Origin of the sequence: Sphingomonas sp. (genome assembly GCF_036269755.1) — a bacterium.
Taxonomy (GTDB): domain Bacteria; phylum Pseudomonadota; class Alphaproteobacteria; order Sphingomonadales; family Sphingomonadaceae; genus Sphingomonas.
The window spans coordinates 89293-106257 of sequence record NZ_DATBDV010000006.1; the positions used below are offsets into that span (position 1 = coordinate 89293).

Here is a 16965-nt window from a genome sequence, read left to right on the forward strand (position 1 = left end):
GGCACGATGGACCCTGAAACGAGTTCAGGATGACGCTTCTCAAGGGGGCTGGCGTTTACGCCTCGACCTTGCCCGGCACGACACCACGCTTGATCTGATCCAATTCGATCGACTCGAACAACGCCTTGAAATTGCCCTCGCCGAACCCCTCATTGCCCTTGCGCTGGATGATCTCGAAAAAGATCGGCCCAACCATGTTCTCGGTGAAGATCTGCAGCAGCAGCCCGCCGCCGGTCTCCGGCGCGCCGTCGATCAGGATATCGCGCTTGCGCATTTCCTCGACGTCGTGGTTGTGCCCGGGCAAGCGCTTGTCGATCAGGTCGAAATAGGTCTGCGGCGTGGTCTGGAAACGGATGCCGTTGGCGCGGAGCTGATCGACGGTCAAGAAGATGTCGTCGGTAGCGAGCGCAAGGTGCTGGATGCCTTCGCCCTTATAATCCTTGATGAATTCCTCGATCTGGGAATGCTCGTCCTGGCTTTCGTTCAGAGGGATACGGATCTTGTCGTCGGGCGCGGTCATCGCCTTGGAGAACAGCCCGGTGGACTGCCCCTCAATGTCGAAATAGCGGATCTGGCGGAAGTTGAAGATGCGCTCGTAATAGTTCGCCCAATAATCCATCCGCCCGCGCTGGAGGTTGTGCGTCAGGTGATCGAGCGTGTGGAGACCGACCGAATGATCGTCCGCGCTCTTGCCGGTCGGGATGAAATCGGTCCCCCACACGTCGTCATGCTTGTCGACGAGATAGAGGTTGGCGCCGCCGATTCCCTCGATCGCCGGGATGTCGAGCTCGCCGGGACCGTTCTCGCCCTTGACCGCGACCGCGCCGCGCTCGACCGCTAGATCGAGCGCCTTGTTTCCGTTCTCGACGCGGAACGCCATCGCATTGGCGCTTGGGCCGTGAACTTGGCGGAAGCCCGCGACCTGGCCGGCCTCGTCCATGTTGAGCAGGAAGTTGATGTCGCCCTGCGCGTAGTGCCGCACGTTCTTCGACTTGTGCGTGCCGACATGGGTGAACCCCATCTTTTCGAACAGGTCGGCCATCGCGTCGGGCTCGGGCGAGGTGAACTCGACGAACGCGAAGCCGTCGAGGCCCATCGGATTGTCGCTGCTGTCAGTCATCGCAAGGGCCCTCCAGAGGCGCTATTTGGTTTCAGATGAAACTATATCGGGTTCAATCCGGCACGTCAAAGGCTGAACCACCGGCAACCCGAACTTGTTTCGGCGGGCGTCTCCCCGCACAGTGACATGCGTGACTCAGCTCAAGCTCGACACCTTCCTGCCTTATCGCCTGTCGGTGGTGTCGAACAGAGTGTCGGCAGCGATTGCGACGGCCTATGTCCGGCTGTTCGCGCTCAAGATCCCCGAGTGGCGGTTGATCGCGGTTATTGCGGAGGGGCGCGCAATCACGCAGCAAGCGCTCGGTGTGGCGACGCGGATGGACAAGGTGACGGTGAGCCGCGCGGCGCAGGCGCTGGTCGAACGCGGGCTGGTCGCGCGCCAGCCAAACGCCGGGGACAAGCGCTCGCATCTGCTGGCGCTGACCGAAACCGGGCGCGCCCTCTACGACCAGGTAGCGCCCAAGGCGCTCGAGCTCGAAGCCGCGATCTTCGAGCAGCTCGATCCCGCCGAACGCATCGCGCTGTCGGCGATGCTCGACCGTATCGAAGCCGCCGCCGCCGCGGTCGCGCCCGAGAGCGAGGGGAGTCGCTGAGTGAACCGATCGCGGCGCAACGCGTTGGCACCGTCAAGAGGGGGCGGAAAAGCGCTCCCCGCAAAAGGGGCCGGCGTGCCACGGATCGTTTCAAACTGCTGTTATGTCGTGGCGCTCGGCGCGTTGCTGCCGGGGATGCTGCTCGCGCAGACGGCGCCGTCGAGCCAATCGACCGTCAAGCAGCAAGGCGTACCGGTTCCGGTCCCGACACCGACCAGCGATCCCGAAGGCAACAAGCCGATCGTCCCCGACAAGGACTTCAACGCGGCGCTGCCCAAGCTTTCGGACGATATCAACGCCCCGCTCGAGCCGATTCCGCAGGACGCGCCGTTCACCCCGCAGACCGCGGACAAGGCGCCGCCGAGCACCGTACCGCCCGTGGCGCCTGCCCCCGAGACTGCGCCGGGCACGTTGCCGCCGCCGCCCGAGCCGCCGGCCGAACTCGCGCAGCCGTTGGCGCCCCTGGGGAGCTTCAGCACCGTACCGGTGGTCGACGTCGCTGCCACGAGCACCGCCAAGAGCGTGCAGGTCCGCTACGATGTAGTCGTCAACGGTCTCGACAAGCTTGGTCTGGAAAGCCAGTTCCACACCTTCTCCGCGCTCAAGAAGGGCGGTGGCAAGGCGGCGAACGTGCCGATGGTGACGGCGCGCGCGCGCGAGGATGAGGCGCTCGCGGTGCGGCTGATGAAATCGCACGGCTATTACGACGCCAGCGCCGTGTCCGTGATCGAGACGATCCCCGGCGACGCGACACGCATACGCGCGGTGATCAACGCGGTGCCGGGCAACCTCTACAAGTTCGGGACGGTGACGGTGGATTCCGGGCCGGTCGTGCCCCCCGACCTGATCACCAGCAACCTCGCGCTCAAGCCGGGCGATCCGATCGAGGCCGACCGCGTGCAAGGGGCGGAGGCCAATGTCAGCCTCAAGCTCGGCCAGACCGGCTATCCCTTTGCACGGATCGGCACGCGCGACATATTGCTCGACGAGCAGACCTTCCTCGGTGACTATACGCTGCCGGTCGACACCGGGCCGCGGTCGAGCTTCGGCGACATCACTACCACCGGCCGTCTCGCGTTCGGTGCCGACCACATCCGCATCCTGCGCCGCTTCAAGCCTGGGCAAATCTACGACAGCCGCGGGACCGACGATTTGCGCAAGGCGCTGGTCGCGACCGGTCTGTTCTCGACCGTCGCGGTCGAGCCGGTCGACACGGGCAAGGACGCAGCCGATGGCACACGGATCGTCGACGTCGCGGTGACTCAACGCGTCGGCAAGACTCGATCGATTGCCGCGACCGCGGGGTACAGCACCGGGGAGGGTCTTCGCGCCGAGGGTACGTACACTGCGCGCAACGCCTTTCCGCCCGAAGGCGCGCTGATCGTCAACCTCGTCGGCGGCACGCAGGAACAGAGCGGCGCGGTTTCCTTCCGCCGCTCGAATTGGGGCCATCGCGACCGCACCTTGAGCTTCTCGCTCTCGGCCGGACGGCAGGATTACGACGCCTTCAACGCGGTTTCGACGTCGTTGACCGGGCGCGTGTCGTACGATTCGACCCCGATCTGGCAGAAGAAATTCACCTATTATTACGGCTTCGAGCTGACCGGCTCGAACGAGGACGTCTACGACTTCCCCGCGGGCAAGCGGAAGCGGGGCACCTATTTCATCGCCGCCCTGCCGCTGATGGCGGCGTTCGATACCTCGGACGACCTACTCAACCCGACCAAGGGCTATCGCTTTAAGCTGTTGTTCAGCCCCGAAACCTCGGTGCGCGGCGCGGCGCGCCCGTATGTGCGCACCCTTGCGGAGGCGAGCGCTTACTATCCGATCAGTAGCAGCCTGGTGATCGCCGGCCGCGTGCGCGCCGGCTCGATCCTCGGCATCGCGCGCGACGAATTGCCGCCCTCGCGGCGGTATTATGGCGGCGGCGGCGGGTCGGTGCGCGGCTATGGTTACCAGCGGCTCGGGCCGTTCGATCCCAATGGCGATCCGGTGGGCGGGCGATCGTTGAACGAGTTCGCACTCGAGGCGCGCTACCGCTTCGGCAATTTCGGCATCGTGCCGTTCGTCGACGGCGGCAATTCGTACGAATCGAGCATGCCCAAGTTCAATAACTGGCGGCTCGGGGCTGGCATCGGCGGGCGCTTCTACACCAATTTCGGCCCGGTCCGGATCGACGTCGCAACCCCGCTCAACCGCCGCAAGGGTGACAGCCGAATCGCGCTCTACATCTCCATCGGGCAAGCCTTTTGATGGCGGAGGCCGCACCCGCCCCCGACGAAGGCTCGACGGTGGTCGTCGTGCGCCGGCCGCTGTGGCAGCGCATCGTGCGCTGGCTAGCGGCGATCGTCGCCGGCATCGCCGCGTTGCTGGTGATCGTCTATATCGGGCTCGACACCGCGCCGGGGCACCGCTTCATCGTCTCGCGGCTCGCCGGCTACACCACCGAAACCGGGCTCAACATCAAGGTCGGGCGGATTCGCGGGTCGATCTACGGCAAGATGGAGCTGCGCGACTTGCGCGTCGCCGATCCCAATGGCGTGTTCCTGACCGCGCCGGTGGCGACGATCGACTGGAATCCGTTCCAGTTCCTGTGGAACCATATCGACGTCGATTCGATGGACGCGCCGCTCGTCACGATGACTCGGTCGCCGTCGCTCAAGCCCGGTGATCCCAACGCGCCGATCCTGCCCGATATCGACATCGACATCGGCAGCCTGAAGGTCGACCGGCTGGTACTGGCGAAGGGGGTCACCGGCCAGCAGCACATCGTGAGGCTCGACGGGTCGGCGCACATTGCGAGTGGGCGTGCGCAACTCGTCGCAAATGCCGATGCGATCCGCGCGCCGGGGATTGCAGGCGGCGACAAGCTTCGGCTGCTGCTCGATGCGCGGCCCGCCGACAACAAGCTCGCGATCAAGGTCTCGCTCGACGCGCCCGCCGATGGGATCACCGCGAGCCTGACCGGGATCAAGGCGCCGATGACCGTCCGGGTCGGCGGCACGGGCGACTGGAAAGCGTGGCGCGGCAAGGGGCAAGCGACGGTCGGCGGACAATCGCTGGCCGATCTCGATCTGGCGGCCGCGAACGGTACCTTCCGGATACGCGGGCTGACGCACCCGGGGCTGTACATGGCCGGCCCGGTCGAGCGGCTGACCGCGGGCGGGATGATGGTCGACATCATCTCGACGCTCGACAAGCGCAAGGCGACCACGCGGATGACGCTGACGTCGAGCGCGCTCGCGGTGACCGCGAACGGCCTGGTCGATTTGGGCGAGAACAAGTTCGGCAATTTCAGCGTCGATGCCCAGCTCCTCACCCCCGGTGCGATCCTGCCCAATCTGTCGGGCAAGGACGTGGCGGCGCATCTCACGCTCGACGGGCCGTTCGCGACGCCGACGGTCGGCTACAGCATCAACGCCGCCGCGATTGCGTTCGGCGGGACCGGGGTCGAGGGGCTGAGCGCATCGGGCAAGGCAACGGTCGATACCGACCATGTGCTGGTTCCGGTCAATGCGCGTGCGCGGCGCGTGACGGGGCTCAGCGCGATGGCGGGCGGGCTGCTCAACAATGTCAGCGCGACGGGCGACTTCGCGTACTCGAACGGCAAATTGCTGTCGGACAACCTCAAGATCCGCTCCGACCGGATCGACGCCACCGCGATCGTCGTCGCCGACCTGCCGAGCGGGCATTACACCGGCGCGCTGAAGGGACGAGTCAACAATTACCTGATCGACGGGATCGGCATCGTCGACCTGACCACCAATGCCAAGCTCGTATCGGTGCCGTCGGGCGGGTTCGGCATTACCGGCCACGTCGTCGCGCGGACCAAGCGAATCTTCAATAGCGGGGCCGAAGGATTCCTCGGCGGCAACGCGATCGTGTCGAGCGACGTGGGCTACGACACCAAGGGCGTCATCACCTTCAACAACGTCAAGTTGAGCGCACCGCAATTCACGCTCTATCGCGGATCGGGGCGTTACTCGCCCGACGGCGCGCTGGCGTTTGCGGGCGATGGCTATTCGAAGACCTACGGACCGATCAACGCTCGCGTCACCGGCAGCGCGGCCGCGCCGGTGATCGTCATCCATGCGCCGCGCCCGGGCGTCGGCGTCGGACTCACCGGGCTCGAAGCGACGATCCGCGGCAAGGGCGACGGCTATGCGGTGGTCGCCAAGGGCAACACCAACTACGGCCCGTTCGGCGCCAACGTTTTCCTGCGCACCGGCAAGACGCTGACGATCGAGGTGCAAAAGGGCAGTCAGTTCGCGGGGATCGACCTGCTCGGCACGCTTCGTCAGACCCCCGCCGGGCCGTTTGCCGGCAAGCTGCAATTCGCCGGGTCGGGCGTCACCGGCGTGGCGACGCTCGCGGCGCAGGGCAACGTCCAGCGCGCCGACTTCGACGCGCATGCGTACAATGCGCACATTCCCGGCGCGGTCGACTTCACCATCGGCCGCGCGCTCGGGAGCGGCACGATCATCCTCTATCCCAGCGCGCCGCGCGTGCTCGCGGATATTCAGCTCGCCAATCTGCGCTACGGCGACACCGTCCTGTCGGCGGCGCGCGCCAAGATCGATTACGCCAACCAGGCCGGAACGGTGCAGGCGTATGTCAACGGCTCGAGCGGCGTCCCGTTCAACATGGGGCTCAGCGCCAAGCTCGAACCCAAACTTTGGCTGGTCGCAGTGCAGGGCAAGGCCAACGGCATCGCGTTCCGCACGCCACGCGCGGCGCGGATCGACCCGACGAACGGCGAGTACCGGCTGGAGCCGACCCAGATCGTGTTCGACAAGGGCAGCGCACGGATCGCGGGCAGCTATGGCAAGGGCGTCAGCCTTCAGGCGCGGCTCGACAAGCTCGACCTGTCGGTCGCCAACGCGCTGATGCCTGGGCTCAACATCGACGGCGCTGCGACCGGCAGCTTCGACTACGCCCAGCCCGCCGGCGCCGCCGTTCCCAATATCGACACGCGGCTGACAATCACCGGCTTCACCCGGTCGAGCGCGGAGATCGTGTCGCAACCGGTCGACGTCGTGTTCCTCGGCCGCTTGACCGCCGCGGGTGGCGATGCGCGCGCGCTGATCAAGCGGGGCGCGACCACGATCGGGCGGATGCAAGCCACGCTAGCGCCGCTTGGCGGAGGCGCCAGCTGGTCCGAGCGGCTGATGAACGCGCCGCTGTCGGGGGGCATCCGCTATAACGGCCCCGCCGGCGTGCTGTTCTCGCTGAGCGGGCTTGGCGGGCAGTCGGCCGCGGGCGGAATCGCCGTCGCCGCAGATTTCTCGGGCCGGCTCGGCGCGCCGCAACTGAACGGCATCCTTCGCGCCGACGACCTGACCTATATCAACTCGACCTATGGCACCAAGCTGACCAACATGAAGCTTGCCGGGCGATTCACCAACGATCGGCTCGACATCACCCAGCTACAGGCGACCGCGGGCAAGGGCACGGTGACCGCGCATGGTTCGATCGGGCTGGCGGCGGACAGCGGATTCCCGATCACGCTCGAGGCGCAGTTGCAGAACGCGACGCTCGCCGACAGCGACTCGCTCGCCGGCACCGCGACCGGCACGATCAGCGTCACCAATGGCAAAAGCGGCGGGCTGATCAAGGGCGACCTCACCATTCCCCAAGCGCGCTACGAGGTCGTCTATCAAGGCCAGTCCGAAGTGCCCGAACTGACTGGCGTCCGCCGCAAGTCCGACTCGCCGAGCTCGCACACGCCGCCCCCGCCGCCGAGCAACTTCAAGCTCGATCTGCGAATCCACGCCGAAAACCAGATATTCGTCAGCGGGATGGGACTCGAATCCGAATGGCGCCTCAACATGCGCGTCGGCGGCACCACGGCGGCGCCGATCGTCTCGGGCCTCGCCGAGGTCGTGCGCGGCACCTACAGCTTCGCGGGCAAGCGCTTCGACCTGGATCGCGGTACGGTTCGCTTCGCCGGCGGACCGCTCAGCGACCCCGAGCTCGACATTTCGGCCTCGACCACGACCAACGGCATCACCGCGGTGATTAACATCACCGGCACCGGTCAGCGCCCGTCGATCGCCTTCACCTCTTCGCCGACGCTCCCGCAGGACGAGGTGCTGAGCCGGTTGCTGTTCGGGACCAATCCGGAGAATTTGTCGGCGATCGAGGCGCTCCAGCTCGCGTCGGCGCTCAACTCGCTGCGCGGTGGGGGCGGGGGGCTCAACCCGCTCGGCAAGCTGCGCGGCGCAGTGGGCATCGACCGCCTGCGTATCCTCGGCGCCGACGACGCGACCGGCCGCGGCACCGCGCTCGCGGCGGGCAAGTACATCACGCGCAACATCTATATCGAGATCATCACCGACGCGCGCGGCTTCACCGCTACCCAGCTCGAAATCGCGCTGACCAAGAGCCTCAGCATCCTTTCCCAGACCGGATCGTTCGGCGGGTCGAGCGCGAGCGTGCAGTACAAGAAGACATTCTAACTGACATCAGTGTAAGTTGCCTTGCGCTTCGCAATCGAATATTCGGTACGGTGAGCGAGGAGAGCTGCATGGAACATGTCGACGTCCTGGTGGTGGGCGCGGGAATTTCGGGGATCGGCGCGGGGTATCACCTGCAGACGATGTGCCCCGATCGCAGCTACGCGATCCTCGAAGGTCGCGGGCAGCTCGGCGGGACGTGGGACTTGTTCCGCTATCCCGGTATCCGCTCGGATTCGGACATGTATACGCTCGGCTATTCGTTCCGGCCGTGGACCGAGGCCAAGGCGATCGCCGACGGCCCCAACATCCTGAGCTACCTCCAGCGCACGGCGTCCGATTACGGCATCGACAAGAAAATTCGCTTCAACCACCACGTCAAGCGCGCCGCATGGTCCACCGACGACGCGCGCTGGACGGTGGAGGCGGAGAGCCCCGACGGGCGGGTGACGATGACCTGCAATTTCCTCTTCATGTGCTCGGGCTATTACAATTACGCTCAAGGGCATTCGCCCCAATTCGCGGGGACGGATAATTTCGCCGGGCGGATCGTGCACCCGCAATTCTGGCCGAGCGACCTCGACTACAAGAACAAGAATGTCGTCGTGATCGGCAGCGGCGCGACCGCGGTGACTTTGGTGCCCGCGATGGCGCCCGACACCAAGCACATCACGATGCTTCAGCGATCGCCGACCTATATCGTCGCGCGTCCGGCGGAGGATGCGCTGGCCAACTGGCTGCGCGCCAAGCTGCCGTCGAAGCTTGCTTACGGCATCACGCGCTGGCGCAACGTCCTGCTTGGCATGCTGTTCTTCCGAATGGCGCGCAAGAAGCCCGAAAAAACCAAGGAGCGCTTGCTCGGTATGGTCCGCGAGGAGTTGCCGAACCACGATATCGAGACGCACTTCACCCCGCGCTACAACCCGTGGGACCAAAGGCTTTGCCTGGTGCCCGACGGCGACCTGTTCGCGTCGATCCGCGACGGCAAGGCGGAGGTCGTCACCGACACCGTCGACCGCTTCGTGCCTGAGGGGATCAAGCTCGCCTCGGGCAAGACGCTCCCCGCCGACATCGTCGTCACCGCGACGGGGCTCGAATTGCAGCTGTTGAGCGACGTCGAGTTCACGGTCGACGGCAAGCGCCAGGACCTGTCGAAGACCACCAATTACAAGGGCATGATGTATTCGGGCATCCCCAACATGGCGTCGTCGTTCGGTTATACCAACGCGTCGTGGACGCTGAAGGCCGATCTGACCTGCGCCTATGTCTGCCGGCTGCTCAACATGATGAGGAAACGTGGGCTGCGGCAGGCGACCCCCACCCCGTCGAGCGCGGTGGGCGAGGAGCCGTTCCTCGACTTCACCTCGGGCTATGTCGTTCGCGCGATGGAGAAGTTCCCCAAACAGGGCGGACGCACGCCGTGGAAGGTCCACCAGAACTACGCCAAGGATTTGCTCGCGCTCAAATTCGGGTCGGTCGACGACGAGATGGTGTTCTCGAACCCGGTGCCGAAGCGGGTGAGGGAAGCAGCTTAGGGCTGCCCCTTCCTTATCGCCTCCCCGGCGAAAGCCGGGGCCCAGGTGGAGAGGTAGAAATGGCAGGGCGCAACGTTAGACAATGAAGCGACCGCAACTGGACCCCGGCTTTCGCCGGGGAGGCGTTCAGGTGAACACGCGCCTATTGCTGTCTCAACAACGTCACCCGCGCCTTCCCGTACACCTTGTCGGCATCCACCGCGAACCCGGCGACCTCGACCGCCTCGTTGCGCTGAGTCTCGATGCTGACCCAGGTCGCCGGCCCGATCCACCCCAGCCGCGCCAGCCGGTCGAGCGCCACCGCGCCCGCGCCGCTGCCATAAGGCGGGTCCATCATCACGAGGTCGAGCGGCGCGGCGACGGGCCCGAGCGCCATCACCGATTGCGCGCGGACATCCGCCGTGGCGCCGAGCTTCGCGATGTTGGCGCGCAATGCGTCGAGCGCCGCCTTGTCCTGCTCGACGAATACGCAAGCGCCCGCGCCACGCGACAGTGCCTCGAGCCCGAGCGCGCCCGATCCCGCGAACAGGTCGGCGACCGCGAGGCCGTCGAAGCTCCCCACCCGGCTGACCAGCATCGAGAACAACGCCTCGCGCGTGCGGTCCGCCGTGGGCCGAGTGGCGTCACCCTTCGGCGCGACCAATTGCCGTCCGCGCCACTGCCCGGCGATGATCCGCATTACGGACGCTTGCGCGGCGGCCGGCCGCTCGGCTTGCCGCGCCCACCGGCGGGACCGCGCGCGGGGCCGGACGGGCCGGAAGGGGTGTCGCGCCCGCTCGCCTCGCGATGAGTCCGCGCCCGATCCGAACGCGTCCCGCTCGACCGAGTGGCGAGCGTGCCGTCGGCGCGCTGGCGGGGGGGCTTGGCGGGTTTGCCGGGGCGGGCGGTTTTTCTACCTTCTCCCTCCCGCCTTGCGGGAGCGTCAGGCCGATCCCGCCCCGCGCGATCTAAAGACAGCCGGGGGCTGTCTTTACCCGGCGCTGGTCGGGGAGAGGGCGAGCGTTGGCGGGGGCTCGATGCCCCCGGCGGCGCTTTTGATCGATAGCGCCGAGTCTTTTGCGCCGCAGACGCGGGGCGCCCCTCTCCCTTACCCTCTCTCGCAAGGGAAGAGGGAGAAGAGCTTTGCCGCGCCGGTTGCGGCAGATCCTTGCGCGTCGGATTGGCCCGGAACGACTCCACGTCGTGCGCCCGCACCTCGCCGACCGCACCGACCGGCAGATCGCCCAGCACGAACGGCCCGTAGCGCGTGCGGATCAGGCGGCTGACCTTGAGCCCGAGATGTTCGAGCACGCGCCGCACCTCGCGGTTCTTGCCCTCGGTCAGCACCAGCTCGATCCACACGTTTGCGCCGGTTCGCCGCTCCAGATTGGCGTCGATCGAGCCGTAGCGAACGCCCTCGATCTCGACGCCTTCGATCAACTCTTCGAGCTGCGCCTGCGTCACGTTGCCATAGGCGCGGGCGCGATACGCGCGCTCGACCCCGGTCGCGGGCAGCTCCAATTGCCGCTTCAGTCCGCCGTCGGTGGTGAGCAGCAGCAGCCCCTCGGTGTTCAAGTCCAGCCGCCCGACCGGGACCACGCGCGGCAGCGTCTTGGACAAGCGGTCGTAGATCGTCGGCCGCCCGCCGGGATCGCGCTCGGTCACCAGCAAGCCCGTCGGCTTGTGATAGATGAACAACCGCGCCGCGCTCGCCGCCTTGACCGGGTTGCCGTCGACCGTCACGCCGTCGAGCGACGCCAGCAAGGTCGCCGGCGTGTCGATCGCGACTCCGTTCAGAGCGACTCGCCCTTCGGCGATCATCCGCTCGACCTCGCGCCGCGACGCCACGCCGGCGCGCGCCAACAATTTTGCGATTCGTTGCTCGCCGGAATTTGCCGGTGCGGTCTTGGGTGAGGGCATGGTCGCGCCAATATACCGTTTTGTCCGGAGCGAACCTAAAATTTGCGGCCAGACTCGTTGCCGAGCGTTAAGCGACGGATGCGTAACGACGCGACGGCGAAATGATCGCCGGGTGAGCGAACGGAAAACGACGATGGTATTTGGGCGCAAGAAGAGAATGATCTCGCGGCTCCTCATCGTCGAGGACGAGCCGCTGGTCGCGTTCGACAACGAATATTCGCTGACCGAGGAAGGGTTCGAGGTGGTGGCCACGGTCGATCGTCTCGCCGACGCGGTCGCGGTGCTCGACGCCGATCCCGAAATTCACCTCATCCTCGCCGACGTTAACCTGCCCGACGGCAGCGGCGTGGAGCTCGCGCGCCACGCCCATGCGCGCGGCGTCGCGGTGATCTTTTGCACCGGCGATTGCCCCGAAGGCGGCCGGGCATTCGCGCATGGCTGCCTCGCCAAGCCGTATCGTCCGGCCGACCTGATCGCCGCGATCGCCGCAGTCGATGGCCATCTCCAGGGCCGCCCCCGTCCACGCCGCCTGCCGCGCGGCTTCTCGCTGTTCGACCAGCCGGTCGCTGCCTGACGCTTGCGGCCTTGGCCCGGCTGCGGCTATTCGCGCGGCATGACCGACGTCCTCAGCAAAGCCGCCCCGTCCTCGTACCGCGTCCACGGCGCCACCGGCGAGTGGGAGGTCATCGTCGGGCTCGAAGTCCACGCCCAGGTCACCTCGAACGCCAAATTGTTCTCCGGCGCGGCGACCGCGTTCGGCGCGGAGCCGAACACGCAGGTCAGCCTCGTCGATGCCGCGATGCCCGGCATGCTCCCGGTGCCCAACCGCGAGTGCATCCGCCAGGCGGTGCGCACCGGGATGGCGATCGACGCGGCGATCAACAAATGGTCGCGGTTCGATCGCAAGAATTACTTCTACGCCGATCTGCCGCAGGGCTATCAGATCAGCCAGCTCTACCATCCCCTGGTCGGCGAAGGCGCGGTCGAAATCGAACTGGAGGGCGAAGCTAGCCCGACCAAGACGATCGGGGTCGAGCGAATCCATGTCGAGCAGGATGCGGGGAAGCTGATGCACGACCAGCACCCGACCCGCAGCTACGTCGACCTCAACCGCTCGGGCGTCGCGCTGATGGAGATCGTCAGCCGCCCCGACATGCGCTCGCCCGCCGAGGCCGGGGCCTATCTGCGCAAGCTCCGCGCGGTCCTGCGCTACGTCGGCAGCTGCGACGGCAACATGGAGGAAGGCTCGATGCGCGCCGACGTTAACGTCAGCGTGCGGCGGCTCGGCGACGATTTCGGGACTCGGACCGAGACCAAGAACGTCAATTCGGTGCGCTTCGTGATGGCCGCGATCGAGCATGAGGCGTCGCGCCAGGTCGACCTGCTCGAAGCCGGCGGCAAGATCGTCCAGGAAACTCGGCTGTTCGACCCCGACACCGGCACCACGCGGTCGATGCGCTCGAAGGAAGACGCGCACGATTACCGTTACTTCCCGGACCCGGATCTGCTCCCGCTCGAGCTCGACGACGCGTTCCTCGACGAATGCCGCGCGAGCTTGCCCGAACTGCCGGATGCCAAGCGCGCGCGGTACGAGGGGCTGGGGATCACGACGTACCAGGCGAACGTGCTGACCGCCGAGGTCGAGACTGCGCGCTGGTTCGACGCGCTGCTCGATCAGGGCGCGAAGCCGGTCGCGGCGGCGAACTGGGTATCGTCCGAACTGTTCGGCGCGCTCAACCGCATCGGCAAGGACATCACCGAATCGCCGGTGACGCCGGGCCAGGCCGCCGAGCTTCTCGCGCTCGTCGCCGACGGCACGCTGTCGGGGAGCCTGGCCAAGCAAGTGTTCGAAGTGATGCTCGAAACCGGCGACGCGCCCGGCAAGATCGTTGAGGAACGCGGGCTCAAGCAGACCAGCGACACCGGCGCGATCGAAGCGGTGATCGCCGACGTGCTGGCGAAGAACCCCGGCCAGCTCGAACAATATCGCGGCGGCAAGGAAGCGCTGTTCGGCTTCTTCGTCGGGCAGACAATGAAGGCGATGGCCGGGAAGGCCAACCCGGCGGTGGTCAACGAACTGTTGAAGAAGGCGCTGGCAAGCGAGATCAACCAGGGGGAATAAGTTGAAGATACCAAAGTTGCCGATAGCGATGGCGGCGACGTTTTCGCTCATGTCAGCAGACGCCCACGCGCAGGACAAAATCGATCCGGCAGGGATCACTGCGCCAGACGTCAGCTTGCCTAACGATAAGGAGGCGGCGAAGGCGCTGATCGATAACGGCTGGAAGTATTTTTTCCTCCATAAGCAGGGCGTTGCCTTCGACGCGGCACTGGGCGACATCGCTTTTTGCTATCGGTACGTGCCCCCGGTTGTTGTCACGCGACTGCCCGACTACGCTGGCTGGTCCAAGGGTGCGCCAGCGCCGAAGCCCGACTATTATCGGGCTTTCACGCAATATGGGCTTGTGGGGGTGGGCATCGGGGCTCTGATCGAAGGCACGTTGGATCGCCGTGATCGTCAGTCGCGGATGCGGCGGTGCATGGAGACGCGCGGTTACAAACGTTATCCGATGGCCGAGGAAACGTGGGAAAACCTGTGGAAGGGAGACCCCAAAACGACGATCCCGATTCTAGCCAAGCTGGCCTCGGGACCAAAGCCCGACCTGCCGGAGCCACAGAAGTGAAGGGCGCCCGCATCTTTGCGGCGACAGCAATCTTCTCGCTTCTCGTGCCGGTGCCGGCCGCCGCTCGTCAGGAGATTTTCGTGACGCTCAAGCCGGGAACGCCGCTGACGATCCAGCCTGACCGCGGGTACATTCTGTTCCGCATGGTTCGGAAGGTCGGGATTAGCTAGACGAAGCCAGTTATCATGCGCGTGCGCGGCGATGTCGACAGTGGCGGACCCAATGTGCAGGACGTTGGCGACAATCCTTACAAAACCGTGGGCGACACCGACTTCTACTTGGTCGAGGTGCCGCCGGGTGAGTACGTCTTCTACGGAATGGGCGCCATTCATAACGTCATCACATGCAACTGCCTTGGCACAGTCGGGTTTACTACCACACCGGGGCACGTAACCGACATCGGCACCGTTGTGATGGATGTCGTGTCCAGGAAGTCGGACGTACCCGAGCTTGCGGGTGAAACCGGTCTCGGAGCAAGCGCAAATGGCAGCAGATTCATGACGGTAGCGACCATTCGTCCGGCTGGTGCCCAGACTCCCGGAATGCCAGAGCTCGACTCCACGATCGTCGCGCCCGCCGATTTCGAGGCGATCGGGCCTTACCCGAATGCTCTCGCGGTCTACATCAATCGACTTGCGCCGATCGTCGGCATCCTCGCGTATGACAAAGACGGACACGTGCTTGACGTAAAGCGCGGTGTTGAAGCGCCACCTCGCTGACGGCGAAACAGGAGGATGAAGATGGACCTGCTGCGGCGATGCTTTATCGGGATAGTCGCATTTTTGGCCTTTCCAGCGTTGGCCGAGACCACTCCCGCACCAACCCCCGCCGCGCCGCTCCCCCGCGTCGCGATCGAGACCACCGCGGGGCGCATCGTCGTCGAAGCCGACACCAAGCGCGCGCCGATCACCGCGGGCAATTTCCTGCGCTACGTCGATCAACGGCGGCTCGACGGCGTGACCTTCTATCGCGTGGTCAAGGTCGCGGACCGCTTCGGCTTCGTCCAGTTCGGCGTGAACGGCGACATCAAGCGAGTCCTGCCGCCGATCAGGCACGAGCCGACCACGCTGACCGGCATCCACCATCTCGACGGCGTGCTGTCGACGCCGCGGCTGGCGCCCGGCACCGCGCGCTGCGACTTCACGATCATGCTCGGCGATCAGCGCGCGTCGATGGACGCCGATCCGGCCAAGCGCGGCGACAATCTCGGCTATGCCGCGTTCGGCCGCGTGGTCGAGGGGATGGACGTGGTGATCAAGATCTTCGACGCGCCCGACAACCCAGGGGGCTCGATCCGCGGCGCGTTCAAGGGCGAAGTTCCGGTTGCGCCGGTCAGGATACTTACCGCGCGGCGAGTCAAACCCTAGTCCTTCCTCGATCCCTTTGAAGTAAGGCCGGTTCGCGCACGAAGCGGCTTGCCCGATTGTCCAACATCGGCAATGTATCGGCAACGCCGTCGTTCCAAGACGGTCGTGGAGGGGGAATATTTCATGAAGAAGATGTTGTCGGCGGTCACCGCCGCGGCCGTTATCGTGTCCGTGTCTTCGCCAGTCGTGGCCAAGAAGAAAGTGCCGGCGCCGGTTGCCGTCGAATTGCCCACGCAGCCGCTCCAGCCGGTTGCCGCGATCTATCCGGCCGGGGTCGATCCCGCGAGCGTCCCGCAACTGAGCGCGGGCGCGGTGTTGCCGTCGAACACCGAAGTCGTCGTCAAAATGACGTCCGAGTTGAGCACCAAGAAGGTCCGCGAAGGCGACAGGTTCACCGCCGCGACCGCCAGCGACGTGATGCTCGGCAACATGATCGTCATTCCGCGCGGGACTCTGGTCAACGGCATGGTCACGTATCGCACCGGCAAGGGTGCGTTCGGCAAGTCGGCGAAGATGGAATATGCGCTGACCAGCCTCGACCTCAACGGCCAGTCGGTCCCGCTCGAGGGCCACTTCCGCCAGGAAGGCAACGGCAACACCGGTGCGACGGTCGCGGCCGCGGTTGCGGTCGGCGTGTTCTCGGCGTTCGTCACCGGGCGTAGCGCGGTGGTGCCGGCCGGCACCGAGCTCAAGGCGTATACGCGCATGGCGCTCCCGGTCCTGCCGCCCGTTTCGGGCGCCGCAGCGTCGAAATGAAGCTCTGCTTCGGCCTCTGGGCCGCCTTGCTGTTGAGGGCGCCGGGGGCCGAACCGGGCGGCTATGCGCTGATCGGGGTGCGCGACGAGGTGCCCGAAGGAATGATCGTCGGGCCGCTCAAGGCCGGCTTCCTGTGCCTGCCGGCCGGGAGGCTGCGCTGGGACCAGATCGCGCGGCCAGCCGAAGCCAAGCTGATCGCGCGCGCGCAAAACATCATCTCGGGCAATTCCGATGTCGGCCCGGTCGCGCCCGACCCCTTCGAACGCCCCGCCGATCGCGGCGCCTCGGCGACGTACCGCGTCGTGATCATGATCCGCACCGCGCGGCTCAAGCTGTGCGTCGCGGGGCTCGGCATCGGCGAGCGCAAGCCGGCTGGGCAGGGCGCAGTCGAGGCAGTGGTCGCCACCGAAGAAGCCGCCGGCAAGCGACGGCTGCCCGACCGCGTGGTGACGGTCGATATCCACTTGAACGGCCGCGACCCACGCCGCGATGCGTCGGTCTACGCCGACATCGTCGCCGACATCGCGCGCCAATATGCGGCGTCGTTGCCGCAATAA

Annotated in this window: 15 protein-coding genes; 12 read left to right on the forward strand and 3 right to left on the reverse strand. The window is 66.1% G+C overall.

Annotated features, from left to right (window positions below; genetic code table 11):
- Positions 1 to 55: 55 nt before the first annotated feature.
- Positions 56 to 1120, reverse strand: a complete 1065-nt coding sequence (gene hppD, locus VH326_RS06430; protein ID WP_329630978.1) for a 4-hydroxyphenylpyruvate dioxygenase — start codon at positions 1118 to 1120, stop codon at positions 56 to 58.
- 130 nt (positions 1121 to 1250) lie between these two features.
- Between hppD and VH326_RS06435 the strand changes: the two genes are divergently transcribed.
- The 4 genes from VH326_RS06435 (at position 1251) to VH326_RS06450 (ending at position 9702) form a co-directional block, all read left to right on the forward strand.
- Positions 1251 to 1712, forward strand: a complete 462-nt coding sequence (locus VH326_RS06435) for a MarR family winged helix-turn-helix transcriptional regulator (RefSeq protein ID WP_329630979.1) — start codon at positions 1251 to 1253, stop codon at positions 1710 to 1712.
- A 135-nt stretch (positions 1713 to 1847) separates the two neighbouring features.
- Entirely contained in the window at positions 1848 to 3965 is a 2118-nt protein-coding gene (locus tag VH326_RS06440) for an autotransporter assembly complex protein TamA (RefSeq protein WP_414714255.1), read from the forward strand.
- On the forward strand, positions 3965 to 8170 hold the full coding sequence (locus tag VH326_RS06445) for a translocation/assembly module TamB domain-containing protein (RefSeq protein WP_329630981.1): 4206 nt from the start codon (positions 3965 to 3967) through the stop codon (positions 8168 to 8170). Before VH326_RS06440 ends, VH326_RS06445 begins: the two co-directional genes overlap by 1 nt.
- A gap of 68 nt (positions 8171 to 8238) precedes the next feature.
- Positions 8239 to 9702, forward strand: coding sequence for an NAD(P)/FAD-dependent oxidoreductase (locus VH326_RS06450; protein WP_329630982.1), 1464 nt, complete (start codon positions 8239 to 8241; stop codon positions 9700 to 9702).
- A 142-nt stretch (positions 9703 to 9844) separates the two neighbouring features.
- On the opposite strand, the gene rsmD is transcribed toward VH326_RS06450, so the two are convergent.
- Both rsmD and VH326_RS06460 read right to left on the reverse strand, forming a co-directional pair.
- A complete protein-coding gene (gene rsmD, locus VH326_RS06455; protein WP_329630983.1) occupies positions 9845 to 10381 on the reverse strand; it encodes a 16S rRNA (guanine(966)-N(2))-methyltransferase RsmD in 537 nt (178 codons plus the stop codon).
- A complete protein-coding gene (locus VH326_RS06460; RefSeq protein ID WP_329630984.1) occupies positions 10381 to 11601 on the reverse strand; it encodes a pseudouridine synthase in 1221 nt (406 codons plus the stop codon). The genes rsmD and VH326_RS06460 overlap by 1 nt, the downstream gene beginning before the upstream one ends.
- Before the next feature lie 133 nt (positions 11602 to 11734).
- Between VH326_RS06460 and VH326_RS06465 the strand changes: the two genes are divergently transcribed.
- The 8 genes from VH326_RS06465 (at position 11735) to VH326_RS06500 (ending at position 16965) form a co-directional block, all read left to right on the forward strand.
- Positions 11735 to 12175 (forward strand): response regulator, encoded by a 441-nt coding sequence (locus VH326_RS06465; protein WP_329631008.1) that lies wholly within the window; start codon positions 11735 to 11737, stop codon positions 12173 to 12175.
- Positions 12176 to 12214: 39 nt separating this feature from the next.
- Complete coding sequence (gatB, locus tag VH326_RS06470; RefSeq protein WP_329630985.1) at positions 12215 to 13723, forward strand: Asp-tRNA(Asn)/Glu-tRNA(Gln) amidotransferase subunit GatB; 1509 nt, start codon at positions 12215 to 12217, stop codon at positions 13721 to 13723.
- A gap of 28 nt (positions 13724 to 13751) precedes the next feature.
- A complete protein-coding gene (locus tag VH326_RS06475) occupies positions 13752 to 14285 on the forward strand; it encodes a hypothetical protein (RefSeq protein WP_329630986.1) in 534 nt (177 codons plus the stop codon).
- Positions 14282 to 14455 carry a hypothetical protein gene (locus VH326_RS06480; RefSeq protein ID WP_329630987.1) on the forward strand — a complete coding sequence of 58 codons (174 nt, stop codon included), beginning with the start codon at positions 14282 to 14284 and terminating at the stop codon, positions 14453 to 14455. The genes VH326_RS06475 and VH326_RS06480 overlap by 4 nt, the downstream gene beginning before the upstream one ends.
- Positions 14456 to 14470: 15 nt before the next feature.
- The gene (locus tag VH326_RS06485) at positions 14471 to 15004 is read left to right on the forward strand and encodes a hypothetical protein (protein ID WP_329630988.1); all 534 of its coding nucleotides are present in this window, start codon (positions 14471 to 14473) and stop codon (positions 15002 to 15004) included.
- A gap of 15 nt (positions 15005 to 15019) precedes the next feature.
- Positions 15020 to 15652 carry a peptidylprolyl isomerase gene (locus VH326_RS06490; RefSeq protein WP_329630989.1) on the forward strand — a complete coding sequence of 211 codons (633 nt, stop codon included), beginning with the start codon at positions 15020 to 15022 and terminating at the stop codon, positions 15650 to 15652.
- A 123-nt stretch (positions 15653 to 15775) separates the two neighbouring features.
- On the forward strand, positions 15776 to 16408 hold the full coding sequence (locus tag VH326_RS06495) for a hypothetical protein (RefSeq protein WP_329630990.1): 633 nt from the start codon (positions 15776 to 15778) through the stop codon (positions 16406 to 16408).
- A 32-nt stretch (positions 16409 to 16440) separates the two neighbouring features.
- Positions 16441 to 16965, forward strand: coding sequence for a hypothetical protein (locus VH326_RS06500; protein ID WP_329630991.1), 525 nt, complete (start codon positions 16441 to 16443; stop codon positions 16963 to 16965).